Below are 23,741 nucleotides of genomic sequence, written 5' to 3'. Positions count from 1 at the left end.
CTAACCGACCTTTATCAGCATTAAGAATTCTCGGGAACACCCCGAGAAGGAGAGACCCACCACGTGACTCTCGGTATGTTTTCCGGACGGAGACTACTCCATCCGAGTATTCCACACTAAGGGTTTGCAGTCGATTCATCACGTGCACCAGCGGCGGCGGGCACGCCCGCAGGGAGCGCCTTAGCCATTGAGGACAAGATTCCCCACCGGCCCCGCGCAGCGGGACCCCGGCCATCCGCCTCGAATGGGCATCGAAGACGAACGATCCGGGGCCCTTGCATGCGACTAGGATGACGGCCGCCCACGCCGCACTCTCACGCCTTCGGCAACAAATTCTCGTTGGTTCGGTCCATCACGTCCTGCGGCGAGGCGCCTGCGCGGACGGACTCATGCAGCTTCTCCATGGTCCGGTCCAGGCTGGAGGCGGCCTCGGCGGCCTGGGTCAGTTCTTGGCGCAGGGCCAGCGGGACGTGGCGGTCGTACTTGTAGAAGATCTTGTGTTCGAGGCTGGCCCAGAAGTCCATGGCGATGGTGCGGATCTGCAGCTCCACCGGCACCCGTTGGGTGCCTCGGGCGCGGAACACCGGGACCTCGATGAGCAGGTGCAGGCTCTGATAGCCGCTGGCCTTGGGCTTGGCGATGTAGTCCCGCTCCTCGACGATCTTGACATCCTCCTGGTCGGAGATCATGTCGCGAATCTTGTAGATGTCGGAGATGAAACTGCACGTCACCCGCACGCCCGCGATGTCGAGGAAGTTGTCCCGCAGGCTCTCGAAGTTCACCGGCAGGTTCTTCCGGCGAGCCTTCCGGATGATGCTCTCCGGTGACTTCAGCCGGGAGCCGATGTGCTCGATCGGGTTGTACTCGTTGGTGTTATTGAAGTCCTCGCGAAGGATGTTGATCTTGGTGATCATCTCGTCGATCGCGAACTTGTAGCCCAGCATGAAGTCGCGAAAGCGTTCCCGCTGTTCGACGATGCCGTGCATCTCTTCCTCGATGTCCACGCCTCATTCTCGCGTTCCATCGTCGAACGGGTCCGGGCAGTGTCCCGCACCGGCGCCGGGGTGCGAAGGCGGCCAGAATCAGGCCAGGTCGTGGCTGCGTCTGACCGGTTGGCCGGACTCCTCCCAGTCGTCGCCGAGCAGTTCGGCCAGTGCCGCGGGCCGCTCCAGAGTCAACAGATGGCCCGCGCCGGGGATCACCCGGTGCGCGACGGCGCTGGGGATGGTGTGGCTGATCTGCGCCAGGACCGACGGCGGGGTGAACACATCCTGGCCTGCGGAGATGCAGTAGGTACGGGGTAGGCGCTCGGCGAGCGGCTCGTAGCCGGGGAACTCGGCCATCGACTCCCAGACCGCCGTCCAGTTCTCCACCGGCATGGCCAGCAGGCAGCGGCGGACGTAGTCGACCACGGGCAGTTCCTCGGCCAGGCTCTGCTGGGTGAACCACCGTTCCAACGTGGGTTGCAGCACGCCCTTCATCCCGGAGCGCACGGCCGCCTGCGCGCGATCGCGGAAGACCGGCGCGCCCTGCGCGGGCGAGGCGAGCAGGTGCAGCGACGGGAAACGCCCCGGATCGCTGGCGGCGGTCAGGGCGGCGACGATCGCGCCCATCGCGTGCCCGACGAGGTGGACGGGCCTGGCCGCACCGGACGCCCCCGGCGGTGGCGGCGGAGGAGTTGAGGGCGCCTGTCTCGGTAGGTCTCGGGACCCGCTGCGCTGGAGCAGGTCCAAGGCGTCCAGGACGGCCAGGACGTCCCTGGCCATCGCGGGCAATCGCACCTCGCCCGCCGAAGCCCGCGTCTCGCCATGGCCGCGCAGATCGGGCACCACCAGCCGGAAACGGTCGTTGAGCTTGGCCACCACCTCGTCGTAGACGCGATGGTCCAACCCGAGGGGATGCAGCAGGCACGCGAGCGGCGCATCGACCGGGCCGGACACCCAGAGCGAGATGTCCACGGGTCCCCGGCGGACGGTGTGTCGCACGGGGGCCGTGAACTCGGTGCCGCCGACCCCGGTCACCGTCGCGTCGGGCGCCGAGGGGAACGGGATCTGTGGGTTCGCGGGGTCGGTCATGATTCCCCCAGTGGTCGACGGGGTGGGTCTGGCGAATCCGAGCCCGGCAGGTGTCCGGGGGCGCTTGGTGGAACGTTTTCGTGGTCGAGGGGTACCCGGGTCAGCAGAATTGCACAACCGACGAGCGTACGCCGTCGATGACACGCAAGCACCGTCGGCGACCAGCGCAGACGTGTCTACTGCGCAGCGGGCACGACGATCTCGGCGGCGTCGCGATCCGGCCGCAGCCCGCGCCACGCTGAGTGCCGCAGCCGCCTGTCCGGGCTCCAGGTGCGGAACACGACCTCGCCCACCAGCCTCGGTTCGACCCAACGAGCGTGCCGGGCGTGTTCGCGGGGCACCGGGGCGGCGAAGGGGCTGGTCAGGCGTTCCAGCGGGCGCAGTCGGTCCAGCAGGTCGGCGAGCATCCGTTGGGTGAAGCCGGTGCCGACGTGGCCGATGTAGTGCAGTCCGACGCCGGGCGAGTCGTAGGCACCGAGGATGAGGGAGCCCACCGAGTCGGCTCGGCTGCCCGAACCGGGTTTCCAGCCGCCCACCACCACCTCCTGGGTGTTGAGCAGCGGGAATTTCAGCCAGTCTCGGCTGCGCTCCCCCATCCGGTATCGCGAGGAGTTCAGCTTGGCGATGATGCCTTCCAGGCCGTTGTCCCTGGCCACGTCCAGCAGCAGGTTCGGGTCGACGTCCTGCTGCCTCGGCGGCACCCGGACCAGCTTGGATCGGCCCTCCACACCTAGATCGTCGAGTAGTTCGCGGCGCCGCAGGTAGGTCTCGGCCGTCAGCTCGGTGCCGTCCAGGCTCAGCAGGTCGAAGAGGTAGTAGAACACCGGGATCTCGGCGGTCAGGCCGGCCTTCGGGTGCGCGACGTGCATCCGCCGTTGCAGCAGCGGAAACGACGGCCTGCCCTGCTCGTCCAGGGCGACGATCTCGCCGTCGAGCATGGCCGCCCGGCCATCGAGCACCTCGCCGACGACGGTGAGTTCGGGATAGTGCGAGGTGACGTCGAGGCCATTGCGGCTGATCAACCGGGTGCGGCCGGATTTCTCGACGACCGCGATCGCGCGGACGCCGTCGAATTTGAACTCCCAGCTCCACCTCGGGCCCGCCTGCGGCATCGGCTGCCCGCCGCTGGCGAGCATGGGCCGAATCGGGGATCTGCGCTGCTCGCCGTGGTCGCGGCGGCTGCTACCGGAAGCCTCGGGCACCGCCGAATCCTCACCCATCGCCGAGGAATCCGCTGGTCGACGCGCTGCCAGCCGTGCCTTAGTAGGTCCGCTTGCCGCCGCCGACGTAGAGGATCTGCCCCGAGAGCCAGCGGGCCTGCTCGGACGCGAGGAAGACGACGACGTCGGCGATGTCCTCGGGCTCGCCGGTCCGCCCGAAGGGACTGAGCGCGTTCACCGTCGGCTGCATCTCAGCGTTGATCCACCCGGTCTGGATGGGGCCCGGCGAGACGATGTTGACGGTGACCCCGGCGGGCGCCATCTCCTGGGCGGCGGACCTGCTGAGGCTTTCCAGCGCGTACTTGCTGGCCCCGTAGGACACCTCGCCTGGGAACTGTGGGGCGGCGTCGGTGGAGATGTTGACGACCCGCCCCCAGGACGCCTCGCGGGCCAGGTGTCGTCGGTAGAACTCGGCCATCAGGATCGCGGGTCCTCGGGTGTTCACCGCGAAATGCCGATCGAGGCTCGTCTCGTCGACCGTCGTGGACTCGAAGTAGAACAACGGTCCGCTGTCCGGCACGAAGGAGTCGACCGTGCAGTAGGCGGCGTTGTTGACCAGGATCTCGACGGGGCCGAGGGCTGCTTCCACTCGGTCGAAGACCTCGCGGCAGGCGGTGGGATCGGCGAGATCGGCGGTGATGATCTCTGCCTGCGCACCGCTGGCCCGTAGTTCGGCCAGTACCTCGGCACCATCGGAGGCGGTTGCGGCGGCGTAGAGCTCTTCGCCGGGCTCCGCCGCCTCATCGACCGCCGACGCGCCGGAGGCGGGCTGCGGAGTCGGCCAGAACACCAGTGCGATCCGAACGCCCTGGGCGGCCAACGACCGGGCGATCCCCGCGCCGATGCCGAGCGGGCTGTTCGACCCGGTGACGATCGCGGTCCTGCCTTCGAGACCGGGATTGATCATGAAGATGCCCTCCTGGTTCGGGGTCGGCGGCTGGTCGCGGCCGGGGACGCGTCGACTCGATCTTGCCAAGAGGCCTGCGGTCGGTTCGACCGGTTTTCGCCCCCGTCACGGCCGGGCCGGTGCCGGGCGTCGGTCAGGACCATCCCCGGTGCGAGGGCCACTCTGTTGGGGCGGGTACGGCCGGGTCCGCGGCGACCACATGGCAGGCGCCTCGGCCATCGGCGCGGGCCACGATTCGTCCGGCTTCGATGCGGACGGCCACCTCGGTTCCGTCACTGACCGAGGGCACGCCTGCGGCGGCGGCCACCGCGTCGGAGTCGCCCACCACGACCTGCACCTCCGGCCAGGCCGAACGCGGGAACGCCTGCCGTAGGCAGCGGGAGAAGTCGGCGATGGCCAGTCGGGCCAGCGGCACCAGTTCGCCGGGGTCGCCGGTGACCAGCACGGCGGTGACCCGGCCGCCCGGTGGCAGTGCGCGCACGGCGTCCTCGGCGGCGGCGAGTCGGTGCAGGCCCAGGACTGCGACCACGCCGTCCCGGTCGAGCTGGGCCGGTTCACCTCGGACGGCGTCGGTGGCGGCGGGTGGCGACCACGGCTCGTCCACCGGCTGCGGCTGGGTGAGGAAGGGCGGCACGGTCCAGCCGTCGTCGAGTTCGAGGGCGGCCAGGTGTTCGCAGGCTCGCACCACGTTGAAGGGCTCCAAAAACCCCGGTGCGGCGGCGGCCAGTCCGCTGGCGCCGTGCAGAGTGGTGAGCACGGTCTCGGCCAGTCGAACCCGGCGTTTCGAACGGCTGCGGCCCGATTCCAGGCGTTCCAGGGCAAGCCCCAGCAGGGTCGCGTCGAGCTGCATGAGCTGCGCGAAGGGTTGCCTGGTGCGGCGATCGGCCAGGATCTCGGGCATCAGGTCCATGGCCAGCCTTGCGGCGTTGGCGGGCTCGTCGGTGTCGGCCAGCGGTAGACCTGCGACCCAGGCTCGGGCCAGCGCGCCCAGGGCTTCCCGTGGGGTGTGTCCGGGGGCGGGATGCGGCGGTTCCAGCGGGCGTTCGGCCAGCTCGGCCAGCACGGCGAAGTAGAGGGCGCGCTTGCCGGGGAAGTTGGAGTAGACCGCGCCCCTGGTCAGTTCGGCGCGCTCCGCGATGGCGTCGATCTTGGCGTCGCGGAAGCCGCGTTCGGCGAATTCCTCCTTGGCGGCCGCCAACACGCCTGACCGGTTGCGCACCTGCATCTCTGCCCTGCTGAGCCTGGCCACTCGCGCTTCCTCCGCCTTCGACGCCTCACCCCACCTCGATTCAAGATACTGTCATCATGCATATGATGAGAACATCTGATCTGAACATCTGAAATCTGGAGTGGCTATGACCAGCGATAACCCGTTAACGATCGAGGTACCGGAGATCGACATGACCGATCCGGAGCTGATCCGCGATCCGGTCGGCGTCTACGGGCGGCTGCAGGAGAGGTTCCCGGTCGCCAAGCTCATGGTTCCGGGGCTCGCGCCGATGTGGGGCTTACTGCGTTACGCCAGCGCCAAGGCGATGCTGGGCGATGCGCGATTCGAACTCAATGCGGGCACCTTCGCGTTCAAGCCGGAGGTCGCCGCCGACCTACAGCCCTACCTCAACACCATGCAGGAGATGAACGGGCCGGAACACCATCGGCTCCGCAAGCTGGTCGGGCCCGCGTTCTCCCCTCGCCGCGCCAACGAGTTCCGTCCTCGTTTCACCCGGCTCACCGAGAGCCTGCTGGACGAACTCCCCGGTCACGTCGAAGCGGACGGCACCATCGACCTGCTCCACCATTTCGCCCGGCCGATGCCGATGGAGACGATCTGCGAGATCGTCGGCATCCCCGACTCCGACCGGCCGCAGTGGCGGGAGTACGGCGTCGCCGTCCAGACCGGCTCCGGGCCGGGCCTGTTGAAGGCCATTCCGGGCATCATCGAGGGCGCCCGGGAGGCGGTCGCCCGGCGGCGCGCCGAGCCCGCCGACGATCTACTGTCCGATCTGATCCGAGCCCAGGCCGAGGACGGCGACCGGGTCTCCGACGTCGAGCTGGTCACCCTGGTCTGGAACATCGTGTTGGCGGGGCAGACGCCGACGAATCTGATCGCCAACTCCGTCGCGGCCTTGTTCGAGCATCCCGAACAACTGGCTGCGTTGCGCGCCGATCCGGGGCTGATGCCGGGTGCCGTCGAGGAGCTGACCCGGTGGGCCGGGCCGCAGTTGTTGGCGTTTCCGAGGGAGACCACACAGGACGTCGAGGTCGAGGGCGTGCGGATCGGCAAGGGCGAGCGGGTCACCTCGGTGTTGGTCGCCGCCAACCGGGATCCGCGCGTGTTCGACGATCCCCATCGCCTCGACCTCTCCCGGCGCCCGGCCGGTTCGGCGAGCCATCTCGGTTTCGCCCACGGACCGCATTTCTGTCTCGGCGCGGCGATCGCCCGGGTGCAGACCGAGGTGGCGCTGGCCGGATTACTGCGTCGCTTCCCCGATCTGGCGATCGCAGGCAACCCACAGCGCAGCCCCGACCCGGGCACCTGGCGGCTGATGTCGTTGGCCGTGACGCTCTGACCGGGTCGATTCCCTCGGGAATCTGCACAGCTCAGGACCCTGTGCGGGACGGCTCCGGATGGTCGCGGACATCGTGATCCGTTGTCGACGCGGCCCGCCCCGCTCGATCGTCCTCTCGTCGAGCAGCGCACGACTCCACGACGACGACCTCGATGCGACGGGCGGCCGCGTTGTCGGCGGCGACCCTGGCCATGCTTCTCGGCCTCGCCTTCCCGGCGAGTGCGGTCCCCGCGTGAACGGAACGCCGGGGACACGGCGACGTCGGCGTGCCGTCCCGCTGCCACCGCCAGGGGGCCTAGCTGGGCTTGGCCAGCGTGATGATCTCCAGGCTGTCCTGGGTCACCGGTGTCCGATCCCAGTCGCCGAACTGCTCGACCACGCGCAAACCGGCGTCCGTCAGGAATTTGGCCAGCTCGACCGCACCGAGAAAACGCAGCGTGGAGCGGCTGCGCTGCGGTTGCGGCCACAGCGGGCTGCTGTAGGTGGTGACGAAGCTGACGACGTCGCCGGTCACCGGCTCCTCCAGCTCATGCCAGCTCCGCACCACGGCGCCCTGCTGATCGGTGACCTCTCGGACATGCTCCGGCGTCCAGCGCTGCCAGGCGCGGGCGGCCGGATTGCGGGTCTCGAAGGCGAAACAGCCGTCCTCGGTGAGCGCGGCGGAGATCGCGGCCAACGAGGATCGCAGCTCGTCGTCGGTCGCGAACACCTGGAAGGCATGGCCGGACATCACCACCAGGTCGAACTCATCGGCCCAATCGACCGAGGACAGCTCGCCCTGCACCCACTCGATGTCGGTGCGGGTTCGCGCCTGTTGGAGCATCCCGGCGGCCGGATCGAGCCCGCACAACCGGCCGGTGTGGCCCTCCGCCCGAGCCCGGTGCAGCAACGCGCCCGTGCCGCAACCGACGTCCAGCACCGACTCGGCGGCCATCACCAGCGGCAGGTAGAAGCCGAAGTCACCCCGTGGGTCCCAGGGGTGCAGCACGTCGTATAGCGCGGCGAGATCGGCGTCGGCGAACTGATGGTCGTCCATCCCCGCATCCGATCGGACCCGGCTGCCATACGCCAACTTATTTCCGGTCTCGCCGGCGCAATCGGCTCGCCGCTCGCCTGGCCCGCAGATACCGGTATTCGCGGACGATCAGGGCGATGACGACGAGATCGATCACGGTGAGCACGATCAACGCCACCGAACCTGTGTGCGCGGCCCGAACTACCTGGTAGACCACGAAGGCACCCAGGACCAAAACCGAGATCGGGTACGCCGGCAGCCACCTCCTCAGCAGGGCCACCACCAAGATGATCTTGGGAACGCCGTGCACGATCAGCAGCACGACCACGAAGGCCCGCGAGCCCGAGGTCAAGGTGTCGGCCCCGGTCGCGAAGCCGGGCCAGCGAATCATCGGGCGGCCCGAGCAGATCGTGGGCGAGGATCTCCGCGACCCATCGGCGCACCGTCGCTCCGGGAACGACGATCAGCAGACCGGCGGCCAGCAGTTCGAGCACGCCGTCGAGGGCCTTGACGACCATGGCGAGTCGGAACCACCACTCGCCGTGGCGCGGTGCCGGACCGGGCATGGACGACCTCCGCCTTCGACGCCGACGTGCCGCCCCTCGGCGGCGGTCATCGACCAGGTGATTATCACCGGGCACCAGACGTCTGTGCTGGTCAGAATGATTCCGTGCTCGACTGGTCGTTGCTCGACGGCTCCGCGCCCCGGGGAGCTCATCGGGCTCGGGGTCGCCCCGTGAGGCGAGGTCTCGGCCGGGTGTCCGACTATCCGGTCACCATCGCCACGGTCCTGCCGGTCTGGGCAATCGCCATCCTCACCGGCTCGGTCGTCTCGGGTCCGTCCGAGGCACTGCGGGACATGGTGGCCACCGGAGTGCCCGCCTTCGAGGCAGGCCGGTGGTGGACTCCCCTGACGTCGATGTTCTTCGCGCCCGGGATCGGCGGCTATCTGTTGGCGACCGTGTTGGCGCTGCTGTTGCTGCCCGCTGTCGAGCGCCGCAACGGCAGCGTTCGCACCGCGTCGTTGCTGGTCCTGGCCCCGGTGGTCGGTTCGCTGTTGGCGGTGGGCGTGGTGACCCTCGGCGCCGAGCTGGGCAGCTCGTGGGCGCAGCAGTTGTCCCGGGACACCTCGGTGAGCGCCGGGGCGGCGATCCTCGGGGCGGCGTTGGCGGGCACGGCGCGCTTCGGGGCGTTGTGGCGCCGACGGCTGCGCCTGTTGCTGTTGGGCTGGTTGGTGATGGCCGCGCTGTATTCCGGCCTGTTCGGCGATGTCCTGCGCCTGGTGGTCGGGGTCGCCGGTGTGCTGCTCGGAATGCTGTTGTGGCCCGATGTCGACCGCCGGCCCCGGCCCCGCGCACCGTCCACCCCGGAGGCTCGCGCGCTGATCGCGTTGCTGGTGACGGTGACGGCGCTGGGCCCGCTCCTGGCGGCGCTCACCCATGCCCCGATCGGCCCGCTGTCGGTGCTGCGGGAGGTGGTGGATCCGGCGTTGCCCGATCTGAACGAGTGGCGGCGGGTCTGCGCGGCACCGGATCAGCAGGCTCGTTGTCGACAGTTGGCGACCAGTGGGCGGATCTCGGGCTTCGGTTCGGCCCTGTTGGACGCGGTTCCGGCGTTGTTGTCGCTGGTCATCGCGGCGGGACTGCGGCGGGGTCGGCGGGCGGCGTGGGTGTGCGCGGTGGTGTTGCAGGTCTCGTTGGCCGTGCTCGGGGTGCTGCTGGCCGTCCTGGTGCTGCGTGATCCCGTCGAGCGCCAGGTGCAGCTGGCGCCGCTCTGGCCGTCGATGCCGATGGTGTGGGTGCCCGCCGTGGTGCCCGCGCTGGTCGCGGTGGTGCTGGTGGCGAATCGGCACCGCTTCGAGGTCCGGCAGGCCGGGGTTCGCCGCACGGTGGACGCCGTGGTCGACGTGCTGCTCGCGACCTCGGCGGTGTGGCTGATCGGCGGGCTGATCAGCCGCAACGGCTTCGTGCCGCCGCCGAATTTCCTCGATCTGCTCATCGAGTTGCCCGCCCGATTCGTGCCGCCGGGTTATCTGGTGGCGGTGTCGCCGCGCATGCTGCCCGCGAGTTGGGCTGCGGTGGTGGTGACCGAGTGGATCGGGGTGTTGTGCTGGCTGGCGGTCGCGGTGCTGTTGGCCCGGCTGTTCCTCGGTCGTCCGCATGTCGGCGGGCAGCGGGGCGAGCGGGCACGCGAGCTGGTGCGGATCGACCCGAGGTCGAATCTGGCGCAGATGGTGGGTTGGCCGGGCAACGACTACTGGTTCACCCCGGCCGGGGATACCGCCGTGGCCTATCGGGTGGTCGGCTCGGTGGCGCTGACGCTGGGTGGTCCGTTCGGTGCGTCGGGCACCGATGCCGCCGCAATCGGCGGTTTCACCGCCTTCTGCCGGGACCAGGGGCTGGTGCCCTGCTTCTACACCATCACCGGGCCGGTCGAGCGGCACTGCGCGGCCGCGGGTTTCGACACCGTGCGCATCGCGGAGGAGACCGTGTTGCCGCTGCGCGAGTTGTCGTTCACCGGCAAGCGGTGGCAGCACGTTCGCAGCGCCCTGCACCGGGCCGAGCGCTTCGGTGTGATCGCCGAGTACAGCTCCTTCGCCGAGCTGCCCTCGACCCTGCGCACCCAGATCCGGGCGATCTCCGAGGAATGGGTCGCGAGCAAAGGACTGCCGGAGATGGGATTCACCCTCGGCGGCTTCGACGAACTGGCCGATCCGGGCACCCGGTTGTTGATCGCGGTGGACGGCGATCGGCGGGTGCACGGCGTGACCAGCTGGCTGCCGGTGTACCGCGATGAGCGGCCGGTGGGGTGGACGTTGGATTTCATGCGCCGGGCCGATGACGCGATGCCGGGGGTCATGGAGTTCCTCATCGCCTCGGCGGCCTTGCGGTTCAAGGGCGACGGCCTGGAGTTCCTCAGCTTGTCCGCGGTGCCGCTGGCGCACCGGGGTTCCTCGGAACGCGCGGAGGACTCCGCCGCGCTGCTGCGGCTGCTGGATCGGCTGGCCGACGAACTGGAACCGGTCTACGGATTCCGCTCCCTGCTGGCGTTCAAAGCGAAGTTCCAGCCGGACTATCACCCGCTGTACCTGGCCTACCCGGAAGCGGCGGCGCTGCCCGCCGTCGCCTATGCCATCGGCCATGCCCACCTCCCGCACCTGAGGCCGCACCAGCTGGCGCAGCTGATTCGGCTGCGCAGCGAAGCCAAGGGTTGATGGGCTGCGGGGCATCGGGCCGGCTACCGTCGCAGATGATCAAGTCGCCGGAGGAAGGTTCGCACCCATGACCCCGCAGGAGTTCATCGACATCGCGCTCTGGTTCCCCGAGGCGACCGAGGACCAGCCCTACGGGCCCGATGCCCTGGTCTACAAGGTGGCCGGGAAATCCTTCGCGATCCTCGCGGGCGCCGACGCCGCCGAGGACGAGGAGACCGAGCCTGCCCGGATCACCCTCAAATGCGAACCCGATCTGGCCTTGGAGCTGCGGGCGCAGTTCCCGAGCATCACCCCCGGCTATCACACCGACAAGCGACACTGGAACACGATCGTCCTCGATGGCACCGTGCCCGACGACGAGCTGGTGGAGATGACGGTGCACTCCTACCAGCGCGTCATCGCCGGCTTGCGCCGCGCCGACCGGGACCGGTTGACCGCCGTGCTCGGTCAGGACGCGCCGCCGCTACCCGGCGAGACGACCTGACCAAGCCTCCGATCAGATCCGGTCGAACCAGCCGCGCACGTCCTCCACGTCACCACCACCGCGCAACACGACCGACACGGCGATTCGGGCCTGCTCCGGGGCGAGCCCCCGTGCGTGGATGGCCCCCAGCTGCGCGGCCATTCCCATCGCGCAGTCCAGGTCCGGGACGGTGTCGGTGGTGACCGCCCGCGAGGCCACCACCACCGGGATGCCCGCCGAGCTGAGTCCGTTGATGGTGGCGAACAACTCGACCGGCACGTTGCCCAAACCGGTGCCCTCCAGGACGATGCCCCGGGCCCCCGCATCGACCACCGCGTCGAGCAGCGTCGGCGGCATTCCCGGATAGGTCTTGATCAAGGCCACCTCGGCGGCCGGCTTGTTCTCGGCGTCGACGGATCGCGGCGGACGCACGGGCGGGGCGGCCCGGACGACGACCTCGCCGCCGCTGACCCGGCCCAGCGTGGGATGCGGCGCCGAGGACAACGACGAGCGTCGGGTGACGTCGGTCAGGCGCGCCCAGCGGGCCGCGTGGAGTTCCTCGCCGAGGCAGATCACCGCACCGATGCCACGCAGCGCCGGGTCGGCCGCCGCGCAGATGGCGGCGTCCAGATCCGCCGGTCCGTCGCCCGCCGGGTCGTCGAGGCAGCGGACGGAACCGGTGAACACGATGGCGCCTCGGGTGGCGGCGCGGCCCGCGACCAGGTCGGTGAGGAAGGCCGTCTCGACGATCGTGTCGACGCCATGGGTGACCACGACGCCGTCGAATCCGCCGTCCAGGATCGCGCCGCGCACCCGGCGGGCCAGCGCGTTCTGGGTGGCCTCGGAGGTATCCCAACTCGGCTCGGCGATGACGTCCTCGGCGACCACCTCGACCGACAGCGTGATCGAACCGAGGGCGGCCACCAGTTCCGCGCCCGGGGCCACACTCGGCGGGCCGTAGTGGTGGCGGAACGCGATGGTGTCCCCGGTGGCCAGCAACAGCACGCGGCGCATCAGTAACCACCCCGAGTCATCGAGACGGCGACGGGGAGCCCGGGCCGAGTCCACTCAGGATGTTGTGCTTCGGCGGCGAGCCGCCTCGGTTCCGCAGACCTGCGCGGGCTCGCCATCCCAACAGTCATCGAGTTCATCCCTCAACTCTCCACGGAGATCGGGCCTAGGTGCTCTTCCAGCCGCACCTTGAATGGTCGAAAGGAACAGAGCACGACGTGGGGCCGCCGAACGACGACCCCACGCCCTCATCAGGCCAGCGGCTCCTGGAACTCCGTCACCCAGTCGACCTGATCGCCCATCGCCTCCAGGTAGACCTCTCGGGAGTAGCCCGCGCTGGTCCGCCCCTCGGATTCGATCCATCGGGCGATCTTCTGCACCGCGTCATCCGACTGGTCCATCGAGCCTCGGTGCAGGACCGTCGCGGCCTCGATCGCGGGCAGATCGACGATGGCGAGTGCGTCCTCGGATCCCGGCCGCAGTTCTGCGGCGACCGGACAGCCCGCGTGCATCAGCACGCCGCCCTCGGTGGGCTCGTAATAGGCGATGCCCGGGCCGGTGGGGGTGAGGCCCTCCGCCGTGAATCTGCGGTACAGCTCGGCGAACAACGGCTGCGCGACCGGGGTGATGTCCTGCGACTGATAGCTGGCCGCGACCGCCGTCAACTCGGCCACCCGCACCGCCGGAACGCGTTTCACCACAACCTCGTCGATGGACATGAGTCCCTCCTTCTCGATCAACGAGAGCCTCGCCTCGACCCTGGCCAGCCGTGCCAGATCCGCAGCCAACCCGGCCGCCAACTCGGCACGTCGCAACCGCAACATCCCGTGGAACTCCGCGACCTCGACGTTCTCGTCGAGGATCGCCCCCACCTGTTGCAGCGTGAAGCCGAGATCCTTCAGGGCGATGATGCGGTTGAGCACTGCGAGCTGCGCCGCGTGATAGCGGCGGTAGCCGGTGGACTCGTCGACGTGTGCGGGGCGCAGCAGACCGATCGCGTCGTAGTGACGCAGCATGCGCACCGACACGCGGCCGAGTCGGGCGAAGTCTCCGATTCCGAACATGACGACCTCAGGGATACGGCCTCACACGGTGTGAGGGTCAACGGCGAGTGTGGCCGCCTCGGCCGACTTCGCCGCGCAGACTGGCCCGGTGGCACCACGACGCAGCGCCGGACTCCTGCTGTTCCGCAGAACGGACTCGACCATCGAGGTACTGCTGGGGCATCTCGGCGGGCCGTTCTGGGCGCGGCGCGAGGCGGGCGCCTGGTCGATTCCCAAGGGCGAGTATTCCGACGACGAGACCCCCGAGGCGGCGGCGCGACGGGAGTTCCGGGAGGAGTTGGGGCTGCCGGTGCCCGCCGGCGAGCTGCGGCCGCTCGGGGAGGTCCGTCAGTCGGGCGGCAAGGTCGTCACGGCGTGGGCGTTGGAGGCCGATCTCGATCCGAGTTCGATCATTCCGGGCACCTTCGAGTTGGAATGGCCGCGTGGCTCCGGGCGCATCGCGCGGTTCCCGGAGCTGGATCGGGTCGAGTGGTGCACGGTGGCGTCGGCGCGGGAGCGGATCGTCGGCGGTCAGCGGGCGCTGCTGGATCGACTGTTGGAGTTGCCGGACACCCGCTGAATCTCACTGTCCGTATCGCATTCGAGACTGTTAGCCATTCTCAGGACCACCGACACGCAGCACTGATGTCATTCGCATTACAGGGAGCGACCGACGCCGGGCCGGGCGGGCATACTCGCGCGTGTGGGTGAACACTTCTATGCCGTCTCACGGCGACACGTAGACCTGCTGCGGGTGTGCAGCATGGCGTGTCGCCCGATGACCGCGTCGCCCGCCGCCGACCGGAGCTGACCACACCGCTCCCTCGGGATGCGCCCACTTCTGGGCCGCCCGCCTGTCGCGTCGCGATCGCCCTCGCCGACGAGCCACCCGATCTCTGGTGTCCGTTCCCCGCCGCGACGCACTCCACGTCGCGCGATGAACCGTCACATCGCCGCGTCCTGTGCTGATCAACCCCGGCCGACCAATCCGGCTTGGCCGAATCCGGTTTCCACCCGCTTGAAGGAGCGCTCCATGCGCCGCAGCGCGCTGTATCTCGCCCTGGCCCTGCCACCCCTGTTGCTGGCCGCCGCGTGCGGTGGCGGCACCACCGCGTCGACGGGCGAGCCCGACCCCGAGGCGATCGTGGTGATCGGTTCGCAGAACGAGCCGACCAGCCTGGACAACAACGTCGGGGGTTCCTCCGGCCTGTCCGAGGTGCTGCTGCGCAACGTCTACGAGGGCCTGGTCGCGCTGGACGACGAGGGCGAGATCGTGCCCGCGTTGGCCGAGTCCTGGGACATCTCCGAGGACGGCCGCGACTACACCTTCCACCTCGCCACCGACGTGACCTTCCACGACGGCAGCGAGTTCGACGCCACCGACGCCGTGTGGAGCATCGAGCGCACCATCGCCCCGGACTCGGTCAACCCGAAGAAGCAGAGCCTCGCGGGCATCACCTCGGTGACCGCGCCCGACGAGAACACCGTCGAGATCAGCCTGGCCGACCGCAGCAACGAGTTCCTGTTCGGCCTGACCACCTCGGCGGGGCTGATCTTCCCCGAGGATGCGACCGACGTGGCCGAGCAGGCCGTCGGCACCGGCCCCTTCACCCTCGACGAGTGGAAGCGCGGCGACAGCATCACGCTGTCCCGCTATGCCGAGTACTGGGGAGAACCGGCTGCCTCCGCGGGCGTGGTGTTCCGCTACTTCGATGACGCCACCGCGATGAGCAACGCCCTTCAGGGCGGCCAGGTCGATCTGCTGGCCTCGGTGCCCTCGCCGGAACTGCTCGCCGCCTTCGAGGGCAATCCGCAGTACCAGGTCACCGAGGGCGCGTCCAACACCAAGACCCTGTTGGCGTTCAACAACGAGCGCGAGCCGCTGACCGATCCCCGCGTTCGGCGCGGGTTGCGTGCCGCCATCGATCACCAGGCCGTGCTGGACGCGGTGTGGGACGGCTACGGCGAGCTGATCGGCAGCGGTATCCCGCCCACCGACCCCTGGTACGAGGATCTGACCGCCAATATCGAGCACGACCCGGAGCAGGCCAGGGAACTACTGGCGGACGCGGGTTTCGAGGACGGCCTCACGCTGAGCCTGGACGTGCCGTCGGAGGACAAGCTGCTGACGGTGGCGCAGCTGGTGCAGGACCAGTTGGCGGCGGTCGACGTGACGGTGGAGCTCAACACCATCGAGAGCGCCACCTGGTACGACAAGGTCTTCACCCAGGTCGACTACGACCTGACGATTCAGAACCACGTCAACCCGCACGACGTCTTCTGGTACGCCAACCCCGACTTCTACTGGCGCTACGACGACCCGCAGGTGCAGGAGTGGGTCGCGCAGGCCGACGTGGCCGAGACCGAACAGGAGCGCGTCGAGCTGCTGCGGCAGGTCGGCGAACGCATCTCCGAGGAGGCGGCCAGCGACTGGCTGTTCCTGAACCCGCTGGTCCGAGTGGCCCGCCAGGGCATCGAGGGCTACCCGCAGACCGCGTTGGCCGACAGCCTGTACCTACCCGAGATCACCAAGGCGGGTTGAACATGACCTCGATCGCCGAGACCCGCGCCGGGGGACGCCGATGATCCGCTATGTGCTGCGGCGGGTGCTGTTGTTGGCGGCCTCGCTGCTCGCGGCGAGCGCGTTGACCTTCCTGCTGCTCTCGACGCTGCCCGGCAACCCGGCGCGGACCATGCTCGGCGTCGAGGCCACCGAGGAACAGGTCGCCGAGTTGAGCAGGCAGCTCGGCACCGACCAGCCCACCCCGATCCGCTACCTGAACTGGTTGGGCGATCTGCTGACCGGCGATCTCGGTCAGTCCTATGCCAGCGGACAGCCGGTCGGGCCGGAGATCCTGTCCCGGATGGCGGTGACGTTGCCGCTGGGACTGTCGGCCTTCGTGCTGTCGGTGCTGATCGCGGTGCCGCTGGGCGTGTGGGCGGCGCTGCGGCATCGCAGTGTCGTCGGCCTGGTCGTATCGGCGATCAGCCAGCTCGGGGTGGCGGTGCCGATCTTCTGGGTCGGCATCATGCTCGTCGCGGTGTTCGCGTTGAACCTGGGCTGGGCGCCGCCGGGCGGCTTCCCGGTCGCGGGGTGGGCCGAGCCGGTGGCCGCGCTGCAATCCCTGGTGTTGCCGGTGATCACGCTCGCCGTGGCGCAGGCGTCCTCGCTGCTGCGGTATGTCCGCTCGGCGACGCTGGACGTCGTCAACCAGGACTTCCTGCGCACCGCCCGGTCGGTGGGGCTGACCCGTTCGCAGGCCCTGTGGCGGCACGGGTTGCGCAACGCGAGCGTGCCGGTGCTGTCGATCCTGGGCGTCCAGCTGGCGGGTTCGCTGCTCGGCGCCGTGATCGTGGAGAGCGTGTTCACCCTGCCCGGGCTGGGCAGGATGCTGTTGACCGATGTCGGTAACCGAGATCTGGTGAAGGTGCAGGCCACCGTGTTCCTGATGACCTCGGTCGTGCTCATCGTGGGCTTCGCCGTGGATGTGGCGCAGCGCGCCGTGGACCCGCGATTGCGAGCGGCCCGATGAGCCCGGCGTTGCGATCGAAGCCGGGCGGCGCGGAACCGACGGCGAGTACGGCGGCGGCTCGGGTGCGGGCCAGGACGAGTCGTCGACGCGGTCCCTCGTTGATCGCGGGGGCCGTGTTGGTCGGACTGGTGGTGTTGGCGGCGCTGGTGTCCTTGGTGTGGACGCCGTTCGACTATGACGCGACGGGCGCGGGCGGCCGGTTGGAGACGCCCAGCGGCACGCATTGGATGGGCACCGACCGGTTGGGCCGGGACGTGTTCAGCCAATTCCTGGTGGGCGCTCGGCTAGCGCTGGGCATCGGCGCGGCGTCGGTGTTGATCGCCGCCGTGGTGGGCGTCTCGCTGGGTCTGCTGGCCGCGTTGGCGCCGCGCAAGGCCGATGACGCGGTGGTGCACGGCATCGACGTGCTCATCGCCTTCCCGACGCTGCTGTTGGCGATGGTGCTGGTCGCCGTCCGGGGAGCGTCGACGTTCACCGCGGTGTTGGCGATCGGCCTGGCCACCTCGGCGGTGGTGGCCAGACTGACCCGGATCGCGGCCCGCCGGGTCCTGGTGCAGGACTACGTGTTGGCGGCGACGGCATCCGGCACCGGCAGGCTCGGCATCCTGCTGCGGCACGTGTTGCCCAACATCTATCCGATTCTGCTGGTGCAGCTGTCCCTGGAATTCGGGCTGGCGGTGGTCGCCGAGGCCTCGTTGTCCTATCTGGGCCTGGGTTCGCCGCCGCCGAATCCGTCCTGGGGGCAGATGTTGCGCGACGCCCAGGCGGTGCTCGGCGTGCAGTTGTGGCCGGCGCTCTTCCCCGGGTTGGCGATCGTGATCACCGTGTTGGGCCTGAATCTGTTGGGCGATGGCCTGCGCGAGTACGCCGACCCGGAGCTGTCCCGATGAGCGGGCCGACGGAACTCGGGAAGGAGCGGGACATGGGTTTGTTGCGGGTACGCGGCCTCACGGTGCGGCGGCGCGACGGTCACCCGCTGGTCGAGGACATCGATCTGGATCTCGCGGCGGGCGACCGGCTCGGTCTGGTCGGCGAATCCGGTTCCGGCAAGTCGCTGACGGCCTTGGCGGTGGCGGGGCTGCTGCCCGAGGGGATGACCGCCACCGGTTCCGTGCAGCTCGACGGGGTCGAACTGCTGGGATTGGCCGAAGCGGAGCTGGCGAAGGTGCGCGGCAGCGGCGTGGCGATGGTGTTCCAGGAGCCGCTGACCGCGTTGGACCCGCTGATGCGGGTGGGAAGGCAGATCGCGAGCGGTCTGCGGCGGCATCGCGGGCTGACCGGACGGCAGGCCGAGGCCGAGGCGGTCGAGCTGTGCAGGCGGGTTCGATTGCCCGATCCCGAGGAGTCGGCGCGGGCCTATCCGCATCAGCTGTCCGGCGGGCAGCGGCAGCGCGTCGGGTTGGCGATCGCCTTGGCCTGCGGGCCGAGGTTGTTGATCGCCGACGAACCGACGACCGCGCTGGATGTCACCGTGCAGGCCGAGATCCTGGATCTGATCACCGAGTCGGTGGCGGCCGAGGGCGCCGGTCTGCTGTTCATCAGCCATGACCTGCCGGTCATCGCCACCGTCGCCGATCGGATCGCGGTGATGCGCGACGGCGGGATCGTCGAGCACGGCGATCTGCACCCGGTGTTGGCCGATCCGGAGCATCCGTACACCCGTGAGCTGCTGACGGCGGCGCTGGCGGCGGGCAGACTGCCCGGCGATCCGGTGCCCGACGATTCGTCTGGGGAGGCACGATGACCGAGCACACCGAACCTGCGGCACCGCTCTGGGAGGCGCGCGGCCTGACCAGGCGGTTCCGCGCGCCGAGCGGCAATCGTCGGGGTGGGGCGGGCCTGCGCACCGCGCTGTCCGAGGTGGATCTGACGGTGCGCGAGGGCGAGGCGCTGGGCATCGTCGGCGAGTCCGGGGCGGGCAAGTCGACCCTGCTTCGCCTGTTGCTGGGACTGGACCGGCCCGACGCGGGCGAGCTGCACTACCGAGGGGCCCCGCTGGGCACGAGTCGCCGCGCGCTGCGGGACTTCCGCCGGGACGTGCAGGTGGTGTTCCAGGACCCGCGCGGTTCGCTGAACCCTCGGATGCGGGTGTCGTCGATCGTGGCGGAGCCGCTGCGCAGCCTGCGGATTCCCGGCGATCACCAGGCGCGGGTGCGCGAGGTGTTGGCGGAGGTCGGGTTGGGCGCCGACGCGGCCACCCGCTTTCCGCACGAGTTCTCCGGCGGACAACGCCAACGCATCGCGATCGCCAGGGCCTTGGCGCCCCGGCCGAAGGTGCTGGTCGGCGATGAACCGGTGAGTGCGCTGGATGTGTCTGTGCGGGCTCAGATCCTCGACCTGTTAGGCACCCTGGCCGATCAACACGCCATGACGCTGGTGCTGGTCTCGCACGATCTGGCGGTGGTCGGCCGATTGTGTCCGAGGGTGCTGGTGCTGAATCAGGGCCGGGTGGTGGAGACGGGCCCGACCGAGCAGGTCTATTCGACGCCGACGCAGGACTACACCCGGCGGTTGTTGGCGGCCGTGCCGAGGCTGCCCGAGGGCACGCTGTCCGGTGCGGCCGATCGCAGCACGGCGTAGCGGCCCGGCCGGAGCGCTTGGTGCTGCGGCGGGTTCGCCTCCGCCGTGGCGCGCCTGTTGGAATGGCAGCCGACGACAAGGAGCTTGGATATGACGCAGACGGTCCGCGACGAGACGGCCGAGCGCGAGGCGTGGAACGCGTGGCGGGAGGCCCGGCGGCGGCGGGTCATCGGTGCCGAGGGGGATCTGGCGCTGGTGGACACCCATTGGCCCGAGACCGACTCGCGATTCGCCGAACTGCCCGGCGCCTGGAGCGTGCGGGACGACGCGGTGTGGCTGACGGCCACCGAGCAGGACGGGATCCACACCCGCGATGGCAAGCCGGTGATCGGTGAACTCCAGGTTTCCGCCGGTGAGAAGCCCGCGCCGATGCTGCGTTTCGCCGGCGGGAGCGCCACGGTGGTCCGGCGGGGCGAGCAGTTCGGCATCCGACGCTTCGACCCGCAGGCAGTCGCGATCGACGAGTTCGAAGCCATCGAGGCCTTCGATTTCGCGGCCGCGTGGCACATCCCCGCGACCTTCACGAAGTTCGCGACGGACACCACGGTCAACTACGAGAAGATGCTGGAGGACGAACCCGTCGAGACCGCCGTGCCCGGCGAACTCCGCTTCACCGTGGCCGGACAGGAATACGTCACCACGCCGATGATCTCCGGCGGCCGGCTGATGCTGGTGTTCGCCGACGCCACGACCGGCGTGAGCAGCTACCAGCCGGGCCGCTTCGTGCTGCTCGACCTGCCTGCTTCCACGCCGGGCGAGGCGGTGCCCGTGACCATCGACTTCAACCGTGCCTACCTGCCGCCGTGTGCGTTCTCCGCGCATTACAACTGCCCGCTGCCGCCGTCCGGACATCGGATCGCGGTGTCGGTGGAGGCAGGCGAGAAGCTGATCGCACGCAAGGCAGCCGAATAGGCGTCTCGTCGTCGTGCCGAGGCGGGAGGCGGCCGGGTGGTTGCTTCCCGCCGGTTGATCGAACAGGTCAGCGGCGGTGTGGCTCGGTTGCTCGGCTGATTCGGGCGGGCGTTGATCTCTGGTCCATTCGGCGGTCTTGAGTGAGCCAACGGGCTTCAGAGGTAACGTGGGACAACCGTTCGGCAGTTCGCCCGGGTCCGCGCCGACCCCGGACGGATCAGCGTTCGACCAGGAGGCTCACTTCATGGCTGCATCGGCCGACCGTCCAGACGAGGCACGGCAGGCGGATGGCGCGGCCGAAGCCAAGCCCGAGGAGCGCCCCGGCGGGGTCCGCGATGTGAAGTCGGCGGCCCGAACCCTGGAACTGCTCGAACTTCTGGCCGCCCGGCAGAACCGCCCCGCCCGACTCCGCGAGCTGAGCGAGGCGCTCGGCATGCCCAGGAGCAGTTGCTACGCGCTGCTGCGCACCCTGGCGAAATACGGCTGGGTGCGCACCGACACCTCCGGCACGATGTACGGGATCGGAATCCGGGCGTTGATCGCGGGCACCAGCTACCTGGACACCGATCCGTACCTGCGTATCGCAAAACCGGTGCTCGACCACCTGGGTGAGCAGCTCGACGAGACCTTCCACTTCGGCAGGCTCGACGGCACCGACGTCGTCTACCTCGCCACCCGCGAGTCCGGCCAGTATCTGCGCCCCTACAGCCGGGTCGGGCGCAGGCTTCCGGCGTATTCGACGTCGCTGGGCAAGGCGCTGCTCGCCGAACGCGACGAGCACGAACTCGGCGAGCATCTACCCGAGGTCATGACCCCGCTGACCCCACACACCCTGACCGACCGCGCCGCACTCACCGAGGAACTGACGAAGGTCCGGGAACGCGGCTACGCCGTGGACCAGCAGGAGAACAGCGTCGGCCTGCACTGCGTCGCCCTACCGATGCGCTACGCCACGCCTGCCTTGGACGCGATCAGCTGTTCGGTGCCGTTGGCCCGGCTGACCCCGGCCCGCGAGGCCGACATCATCGCCGCCATGCGCCGGGCCCGCGAGGAGATGGAACGCTCGGCGACCTCGGTGGCCATGGGAATCGCGGGCGGGATCTAACCGCCGCAGACGGTGTGCCGAGCCTCGAACCACGGTGCGCAGGGCGTCCGAGTATCCGAACCGGGGCGGGCAGTGCTGTCCTCGTTGGCGCGGGGTTCCGGGGGTGCAGCGGTGCCAGCCGATGCGGCCGGTTCCCACCCAGCGAGACACCCCGGACCCACGCACGTCGCCGGAATAGCGTCGGATCGCGGCGCTTTGTATCGGCATGTGAAGGCGATTGGGGTTTACCGCTACGGCGGGCCGGAAGCGCTACACGTTCTCGATCTACCCGAACCGCAGGCGGGACCAGGTGAGGTTCGCATCCGGGTGCATGCGGCGGCAGTGAGCGCCACCGATGTGCTGTTGCGCACCGGAGGTCATGCGGTTCGCATGCCGGATCGGCAACCGCCGTTCGTGCCGGGGATGGATGCCGCTGGCATCATCGACCAGCTGGGGCCGGAGGTCGATGGACGGCTCTGGGTGGGGCAGCGGGTGATCGCGATGGTCTTGTTCGTGGGCCCGCATGGCGGTGCCTATGCCGAGCAGGTCGTGGTGCCTGCCGCATCGGTGGTCCCCGCTCCGAAGGACGCCGATTTCCCGGCCGCGTCCACTGTGCTGATGAATGCTTTGACGGCACGGCTGGCCTTGGACGAACTGTCGTTGTCCCCCGGCGATACCGTCGCGGTGACCGGGGCGGCCGGCGCCGTCGGCGGCTACGCCGTGGAATTGGCGCGCAGTGATGGGTTGTCGGTGATCGCCGACGCCGCCGAACGTGATGTCGACCTGGTCCGTGGGTTCGGGGCCGACCGGGTCGTCGAACGTGGTCCCGAGGTGGCCGCCGGTATTCGTGCACTGGTGCCCGAGGGTGTTCGCGGCGTGGTGGACGGCTCGTTGCAGACCGCCGAGCTGCTTCCCGCACTCACCGATGGTGGAACGCTGGTCGAGTTGCGTGGCTGGTCGGGTCCGGCGGAACGCGGTATCCGGGTGCGTCCCTTGATGGTGACCGCAGGGATGGAGGACACCGCGAAGCTGGATGCGCTGCGGCGCCAGGTCGACGACGGCACCCTGACGCTGCGGGTCGCCGAGGTGTTGCCCGCCGAGGAGGCGGCCACGGCGCATCGACTGGTGGAGGCGGGCGGGCTGCGCGGTCGGGTGGTGTTGGACTTCTCCTGATCCGCGCAGCCGCCGCGAATCGGACGCGCCAGGACACCGACTACGCAATGCCGCGGTCGCTGTCCTGGCGTGCCGTCATCTCCTACTCGCACCGACGGGCGACGTGATCTCCCCTGGTCACACGAATCCACCGTCGATGTTCAGGTTGGCACCGGTGATATAGCCGGCGTCGGGCCCGGCGAGGTAGGACACGAAGGCGCTGATCTCCGCCACGGTGCCGAAGCGGTCCGTCGACATGGCTGTCAGCAGGTTCGACGCGTTGGGCCCGTCGGCCGGGTTGGCCTCGGTGTCCACCGGGCCGGGCTGAAGGTTGTTGATGGTGATGCCACGCGCGCCTAGTTCCTTCGCGAGTCCGTTGGTCAGGCTCGCGATCGCGCCCTTGGTCATGGCGTAGACCGACAGGCCCGGGAACGGATTGCGGACCGCGTTGACGCTGCCGATGTTGATGATTCGGCCGCCCTCGCCCAGGTGGGGCAGGGATTCGCGGATGGCGACCACGACGGACCGCACGTTGACGGTGAGCATGGTGTCGATCTCCGCCATCGTCAGGTCTTCGATCGCCTTGAAGACGCCGCCGCCCGCGTTGTTGACCAGGATGTCCAGTCCGCCGAATCGGTCGACGGTCGCCGTGACGGCGTCTGCCACATCCTGTTCACGCATGCTGTCGGCGTGGATCGCGTGTGCGATGCCGCCCGCCTCGATGGCCGCCGAGGCCACGGACTCCGCGCGTTGCTTCGAGCTCGCGTAGGTGAACGCCACGTTCGCCCCCTCGGCGGCCAGCCGAGCGACGATGCCCGCGCCGATTCCACGGGAACCCCCGGTCACCAGTGCGGTCTTGCCTTCCAGCGTTCTTGCGGTCATGTTCTGTCGCCCCCAATATTTTTGAGTGATCACTCAATAAATGCCATCACGGGGTCCGCTTGTCAAACTTGAGGGCTCGC

General features: G+C 69.3%; 22 protein-coding genes. 12 read left to right on the top strand and 10 right to left on the bottom strand.

The window, feature by feature from the left end:
• Positions 1-314 precede the first annotated feature (314 nt).
• From BKA25_RS07800 to BKA25_RS07780, 5 genes are all read right to left on the bottom strand, one after another.
• Positions 315-1,004 (bottom strand): GTP pyrophosphokinase, encoded by a 690-nt coding sequence (locus tag BKA25_RS07800; protein ID WP_069850937.1) that lies wholly within the window; start codon positions 1,002-1,004, stop codon positions 315-317.
• Between the two features lie 78 nt (positions 1,005-1,082).
• Positions 1,083-2,075, bottom strand: a complete 993-nt coding sequence (locus tag BKA25_RS07795) for an alpha/beta fold hydrolase (RefSeq protein ID WP_069850938.1) — start codon at positions 2,073-2,075, stop codon at positions 1,083-1,085.
• 176 nt (positions 2,076-2,251) lie between these two features.
• The gene (gene ligD / locus BKA25_RS07790) at positions 2,252-3,277 is read right to left on the bottom strand and encodes a non-homologous end-joining DNA ligase (RefSeq protein WP_311734458.1); all 1,026 of its coding nucleotides are present in this window, start codon (positions 3,275-3,277) and stop codon (positions 2,252-2,254) included.
• A gap of 58 nt (positions 3,278-3,335) precedes the next feature.
• On the bottom strand, positions 3,336-4,202 hold the full coding sequence (locus BKA25_RS07785) for an SDR family NAD(P)-dependent oxidoreductase (RefSeq protein ID WP_069850940.1): 867 nt from the start codon (positions 4,200-4,202) through the stop codon (positions 3,336-3,338).
• A gap of 133 nt (positions 4,203-4,335) precedes the next feature.
• On the bottom strand, positions 4,336-5,451 hold the full coding sequence (locus BKA25_RS07780; protein WP_069850941.1) for a TetR/AcrR family transcriptional regulator: 1,116 nt from the start codon (positions 5,449-5,451) through the stop codon (positions 4,336-4,338).
• A gap of 106 nt (positions 5,452-5,557) precedes the next feature.
• Here BKA25_RS07780 and BKA25_RS07775 point away from each other — a divergent pair, with 106 nt between their 5' ends.
• Positions 5,558-6,772, top strand: coding sequence for a cytochrome P450 (locus tag BKA25_RS07775; RefSeq protein WP_069850943.1), 1,215 nt, complete (start codon positions 5,558-5,560; stop codon positions 6,770-6,772).
• A 295-nt stretch (positions 6,773-7,067) separates the two neighbouring features.
• Here the strand turns inward: BKA25_RS07775 and BKA25_RS07770 are convergent, their stop codons facing one another.
• Positions 7,068-7,808 (bottom strand): class I SAM-dependent DNA methyltransferase, encoded by a 741-nt coding sequence (locus tag BKA25_RS07770; protein ID WP_069850944.1) that lies wholly within the window; start codon positions 7,806-7,808, stop codon positions 7,068-7,070.
• 37 nt (positions 7,809-7,845) lie between these two features.
• Entirely contained in the window at positions 7,846-8,178 is a 333-nt protein-coding gene (locus tag BKA25_RS07765) for a DUF2127 domain-containing protein (protein WP_084643256.1), read from the bottom strand.
• Between the two features lie 366 nt (positions 8,179-8,544).
• Here BKA25_RS07765 and BKA25_RS28320 point away from each other — a divergent pair, with 366 nt between their 5' ends.
• Both BKA25_RS28320 and BKA25_RS07755 read left to right on the top strand, forming a co-directional pair.
• Positions 8,545-11,001, top strand: coding sequence for an MprF family protein (locus BKA25_RS28320; RefSeq protein WP_157421185.1), 2,457 nt, complete (start codon positions 8,545-8,547; stop codon positions 10,999-11,001).
• A 67-nt stretch (positions 11,002-11,068) separates the two neighbouring features.
• Positions 11,069-11,485 carry an MmcQ/YjbR family DNA-binding protein gene (locus tag BKA25_RS07755; RefSeq protein WP_069850946.1) on the top strand — a complete coding sequence of 139 codons (417 nt, stop codon included), beginning with the start codon at positions 11,069-11,071 and terminating at the stop codon, positions 11,483-11,485.
• 12 nt (positions 11,486-11,497) lie between these two features.
• On the opposite strand, the gene BKA25_RS07750 is transcribed toward BKA25_RS07755, so the two are convergent.
• Together BKA25_RS07750 and BKA25_RS07745 are read right to left on the bottom strand one after the other, a co-directional pair.
• On the bottom strand, positions 11,498-12,478 hold the full coding sequence (locus tag BKA25_RS07750; RefSeq protein ID WP_069850948.1) for an asparaginase: 981 nt from the start codon (positions 12,476-12,478) through the stop codon (positions 11,498-11,500).
• Positions 12,479-12,726: 248 nt separating this feature from the next.
• Entirely contained in the window at positions 12,727-13,539 is an 813-nt protein-coding gene (locus BKA25_RS07745; protein WP_069850950.1) for a MerR family transcriptional regulator, read from the bottom strand.
• A gap of 88 nt (positions 13,540-13,627) precedes the next feature.
• Here BKA25_RS07745 and BKA25_RS07740 point away from each other — a divergent pair, with 88 nt between their 5' ends.
• The 9 genes from BKA25_RS07740 to BKA25_RS07700 all read left to right on the top strand — a co-directional run bounded on the left by BKA25_RS07740 (position 13,628) and on the right by BKA25_RS07700 (position 22,800).
• Positions 13,628-14,098, top strand: coding sequence for an NUDIX hydrolase (locus BKA25_RS07740; RefSeq protein WP_069853913.1), 471 nt, complete (start codon positions 13,628-13,630; stop codon positions 14,096-14,098).
• A gap of 453 nt (positions 14,099-14,551) precedes the next feature.
• A complete protein-coding gene (locus BKA25_RS07735; protein ID WP_069850952.1) occupies positions 14,552-16,060 on the top strand; it encodes an ABC transporter substrate-binding protein in 1,509 nt (502 codons plus the stop codon).
• A gap of 40 nt (positions 16,061-16,100) precedes the next feature.
• Complete coding sequence (locus BKA25_RS07730) at positions 16,101-17,051, top strand: ABC transporter permease (protein WP_069850954.1); 951 nt, start codon at positions 16,101-16,103, stop codon at positions 17,049-17,051.
• Between the two features lie 8 nt (positions 17,052-17,059).
• Entirely contained in the window at positions 17,060-17,941 is an 882-nt protein-coding gene (locus tag BKA25_RS07725) for an ABC transporter permease (protein WP_375791847.1), read from the top strand.
• A 32-nt stretch (positions 17,942-17,973) separates the two neighbouring features.
• A complete protein-coding gene (locus tag BKA25_RS07720; protein WP_069853914.1) occupies positions 17,974-18,795 on the top strand; it encodes an ATP-binding cassette domain-containing protein in 822 nt (273 codons plus the stop codon).
• Complete coding sequence (locus BKA25_RS07715; protein WP_069850957.1) at positions 18,792-19,631, top strand: ATP-binding cassette domain-containing protein; 840 nt, start codon at positions 18,792-18,794, stop codon at positions 19,629-19,631. Before BKA25_RS07720 ends, BKA25_RS07715 begins: the two co-directional genes overlap by 4 nt.
• Positions 19,632-19,721: 90 nt before the next feature.
• Entirely contained in the window at positions 19,722-20,543 is an 822-nt protein-coding gene (locus BKA25_RS07710; RefSeq protein ID WP_069850959.1) for a DUF1684 domain-containing protein, read from the top strand.
• Between the two features lie 244 nt (positions 20,544-20,787).
• Positions 20,788-21,648 (top strand): IclR family transcriptional regulator, encoded by an 861-nt coding sequence (locus tag BKA25_RS07705; RefSeq protein WP_084643763.1) that lies wholly within the window; start codon positions 20,788-20,790, stop codon positions 21,646-21,648.
• Between the two features lie 207 nt (positions 21,649-21,855).
• The gene (locus BKA25_RS07700; RefSeq protein WP_069850960.1) at positions 21,856-22,800 is read left to right on the top strand and encodes an NADP-dependent oxidoreductase; all 945 of its coding nucleotides are present in this window, start codon (positions 21,856-21,858) and stop codon (positions 22,798-22,800) included.
• Between the two features lie 117 nt (positions 22,801-22,917).
• Here the strand turns inward: BKA25_RS07700 and BKA25_RS07695 are convergent, their stop codons facing one another.
• Positions 22,918-23,661 carry an SDR family oxidoreductase gene (locus BKA25_RS07695; RefSeq protein ID WP_069850962.1) on the bottom strand — a complete coding sequence of 248 codons (744 nt, stop codon included), beginning with the start codon at positions 23,659-23,661 and terminating at the stop codon, positions 22,918-22,920.
• Between the last annotated feature and the right edge of the window lie 80 nt (positions 23,662-23,741).

The sequence above is a fragment of the Actinoalloteichus hymeniacidonis genome, assembly GCF_014203365.1.
Classification (GTDB): Bacteria; Actinomycetota; Actinomycetes; order Mycobacteriales; family Pseudonocardiaceae; genus Actinoalloteichus_A; species Actinoalloteichus_A hymeniacidonis.
Note: the sequence above shows the minus strand (reverse complement) of the source record. Positions and strands in the feature narration are given on the sequence as shown.

Coding starts and splice junctions, on each gene's coding strand:
- BKA25_RS07705 (WP_084643763.1), top strand. CDS start 20,788: ATGGCTGCATCGGCCGACCGTCCAGACGAGGCACGGCAGGCGGATGGC.
- BKA25_RS07750 (WP_069850948.1), bottom strand. CDS start 12,478: ATGCGCCGCGTGCTGTTGCTGGCCACCGGGGACACCATCGCGTTCCGC.
- BKA25_RS07775 (WP_069850943.1), top strand. CDS start 5,558: ATGACCAGCGATAACCCGTTAACGATCGAGGTACCGGAGATCGACATG.
- BKA25_RS07745 (WP_069850950.1), bottom strand. CDS start 13,539: ATGTTCGGAATCGGAGACTTCGCCCGACTCGGCCGCGTGTCGGTGCGC.
- BKA25_RS07770 (WP_069850944.1), bottom strand. CDS start 7,808: ATGGACGACCATCAGTTCGCCGACGCCGATCTCGCCGCGCTATACGAC.
- BKA25_RS07695 (WP_069850962.1), bottom strand. CDS start 23,661: ATGACCGCAAGAACGCTGGAAGGCAAGACCGCACTGGTGACCGGGGGT.
- BKA25_RS07720 (WP_069853914.1), top strand. CDS start 17,974: ATGGGTTTGTTGCGGGTACGCGGCCTCACGGTGCGGCGGCGCGACGGT.
- BKA25_RS07730 (WP_069850954.1), top strand. CDS start 16,101: ATGATCCGCTATGTGCTGCGGCGGGTGCTGTTGTTGGCGGCCTCGCTG.
- BKA25_RS07755 (WP_069850946.1), top strand. CDS start 11,069: ATGACCCCGCAGGAGTTCATCGACATCGCGCTCTGGTTCCCCGAGGCG.
- BKA25_RS07795 (WP_069850938.1), bottom strand. CDS start 2,075: ATGACCGACCCCGCGAACCCACAGATCCCGTTCCCCTCGGCGCCCGAC.
- BKA25_RS07715 (WP_069850957.1), top strand. CDS start 18,792: ATGACCGAGCACACCGAACCTGCGGCACCGCTCTGGGAGGCGCGCGGC.
- BKA25_RS07735 (WP_069850952.1), top strand. CDS start 14,552: ATGCGCCGCAGCGCGCTGTATCTCGCCCTGGCCCTGCCACCCCTGTTG.
- BKA25_RS07785 (WP_069850940.1), bottom strand. CDS start 4,202: ATGATCAATCCCGGTCTCGAAGGCAGGACCGCGATCGTCACCGGGTCG.
- BKA25_RS07765 (WP_084643256.1), bottom strand. CDS start 8,178: ATGATTCGCTGGCCCGGCTTCGCGACCGGGGCCGACACCTTGACCTCG.
- BKA25_RS07710 (WP_069850959.1), top strand. CDS start 19,722: ATGACGCAGACGGTCCGCGACGAGACGGCCGAGCGCGAGGCGTGGAAC.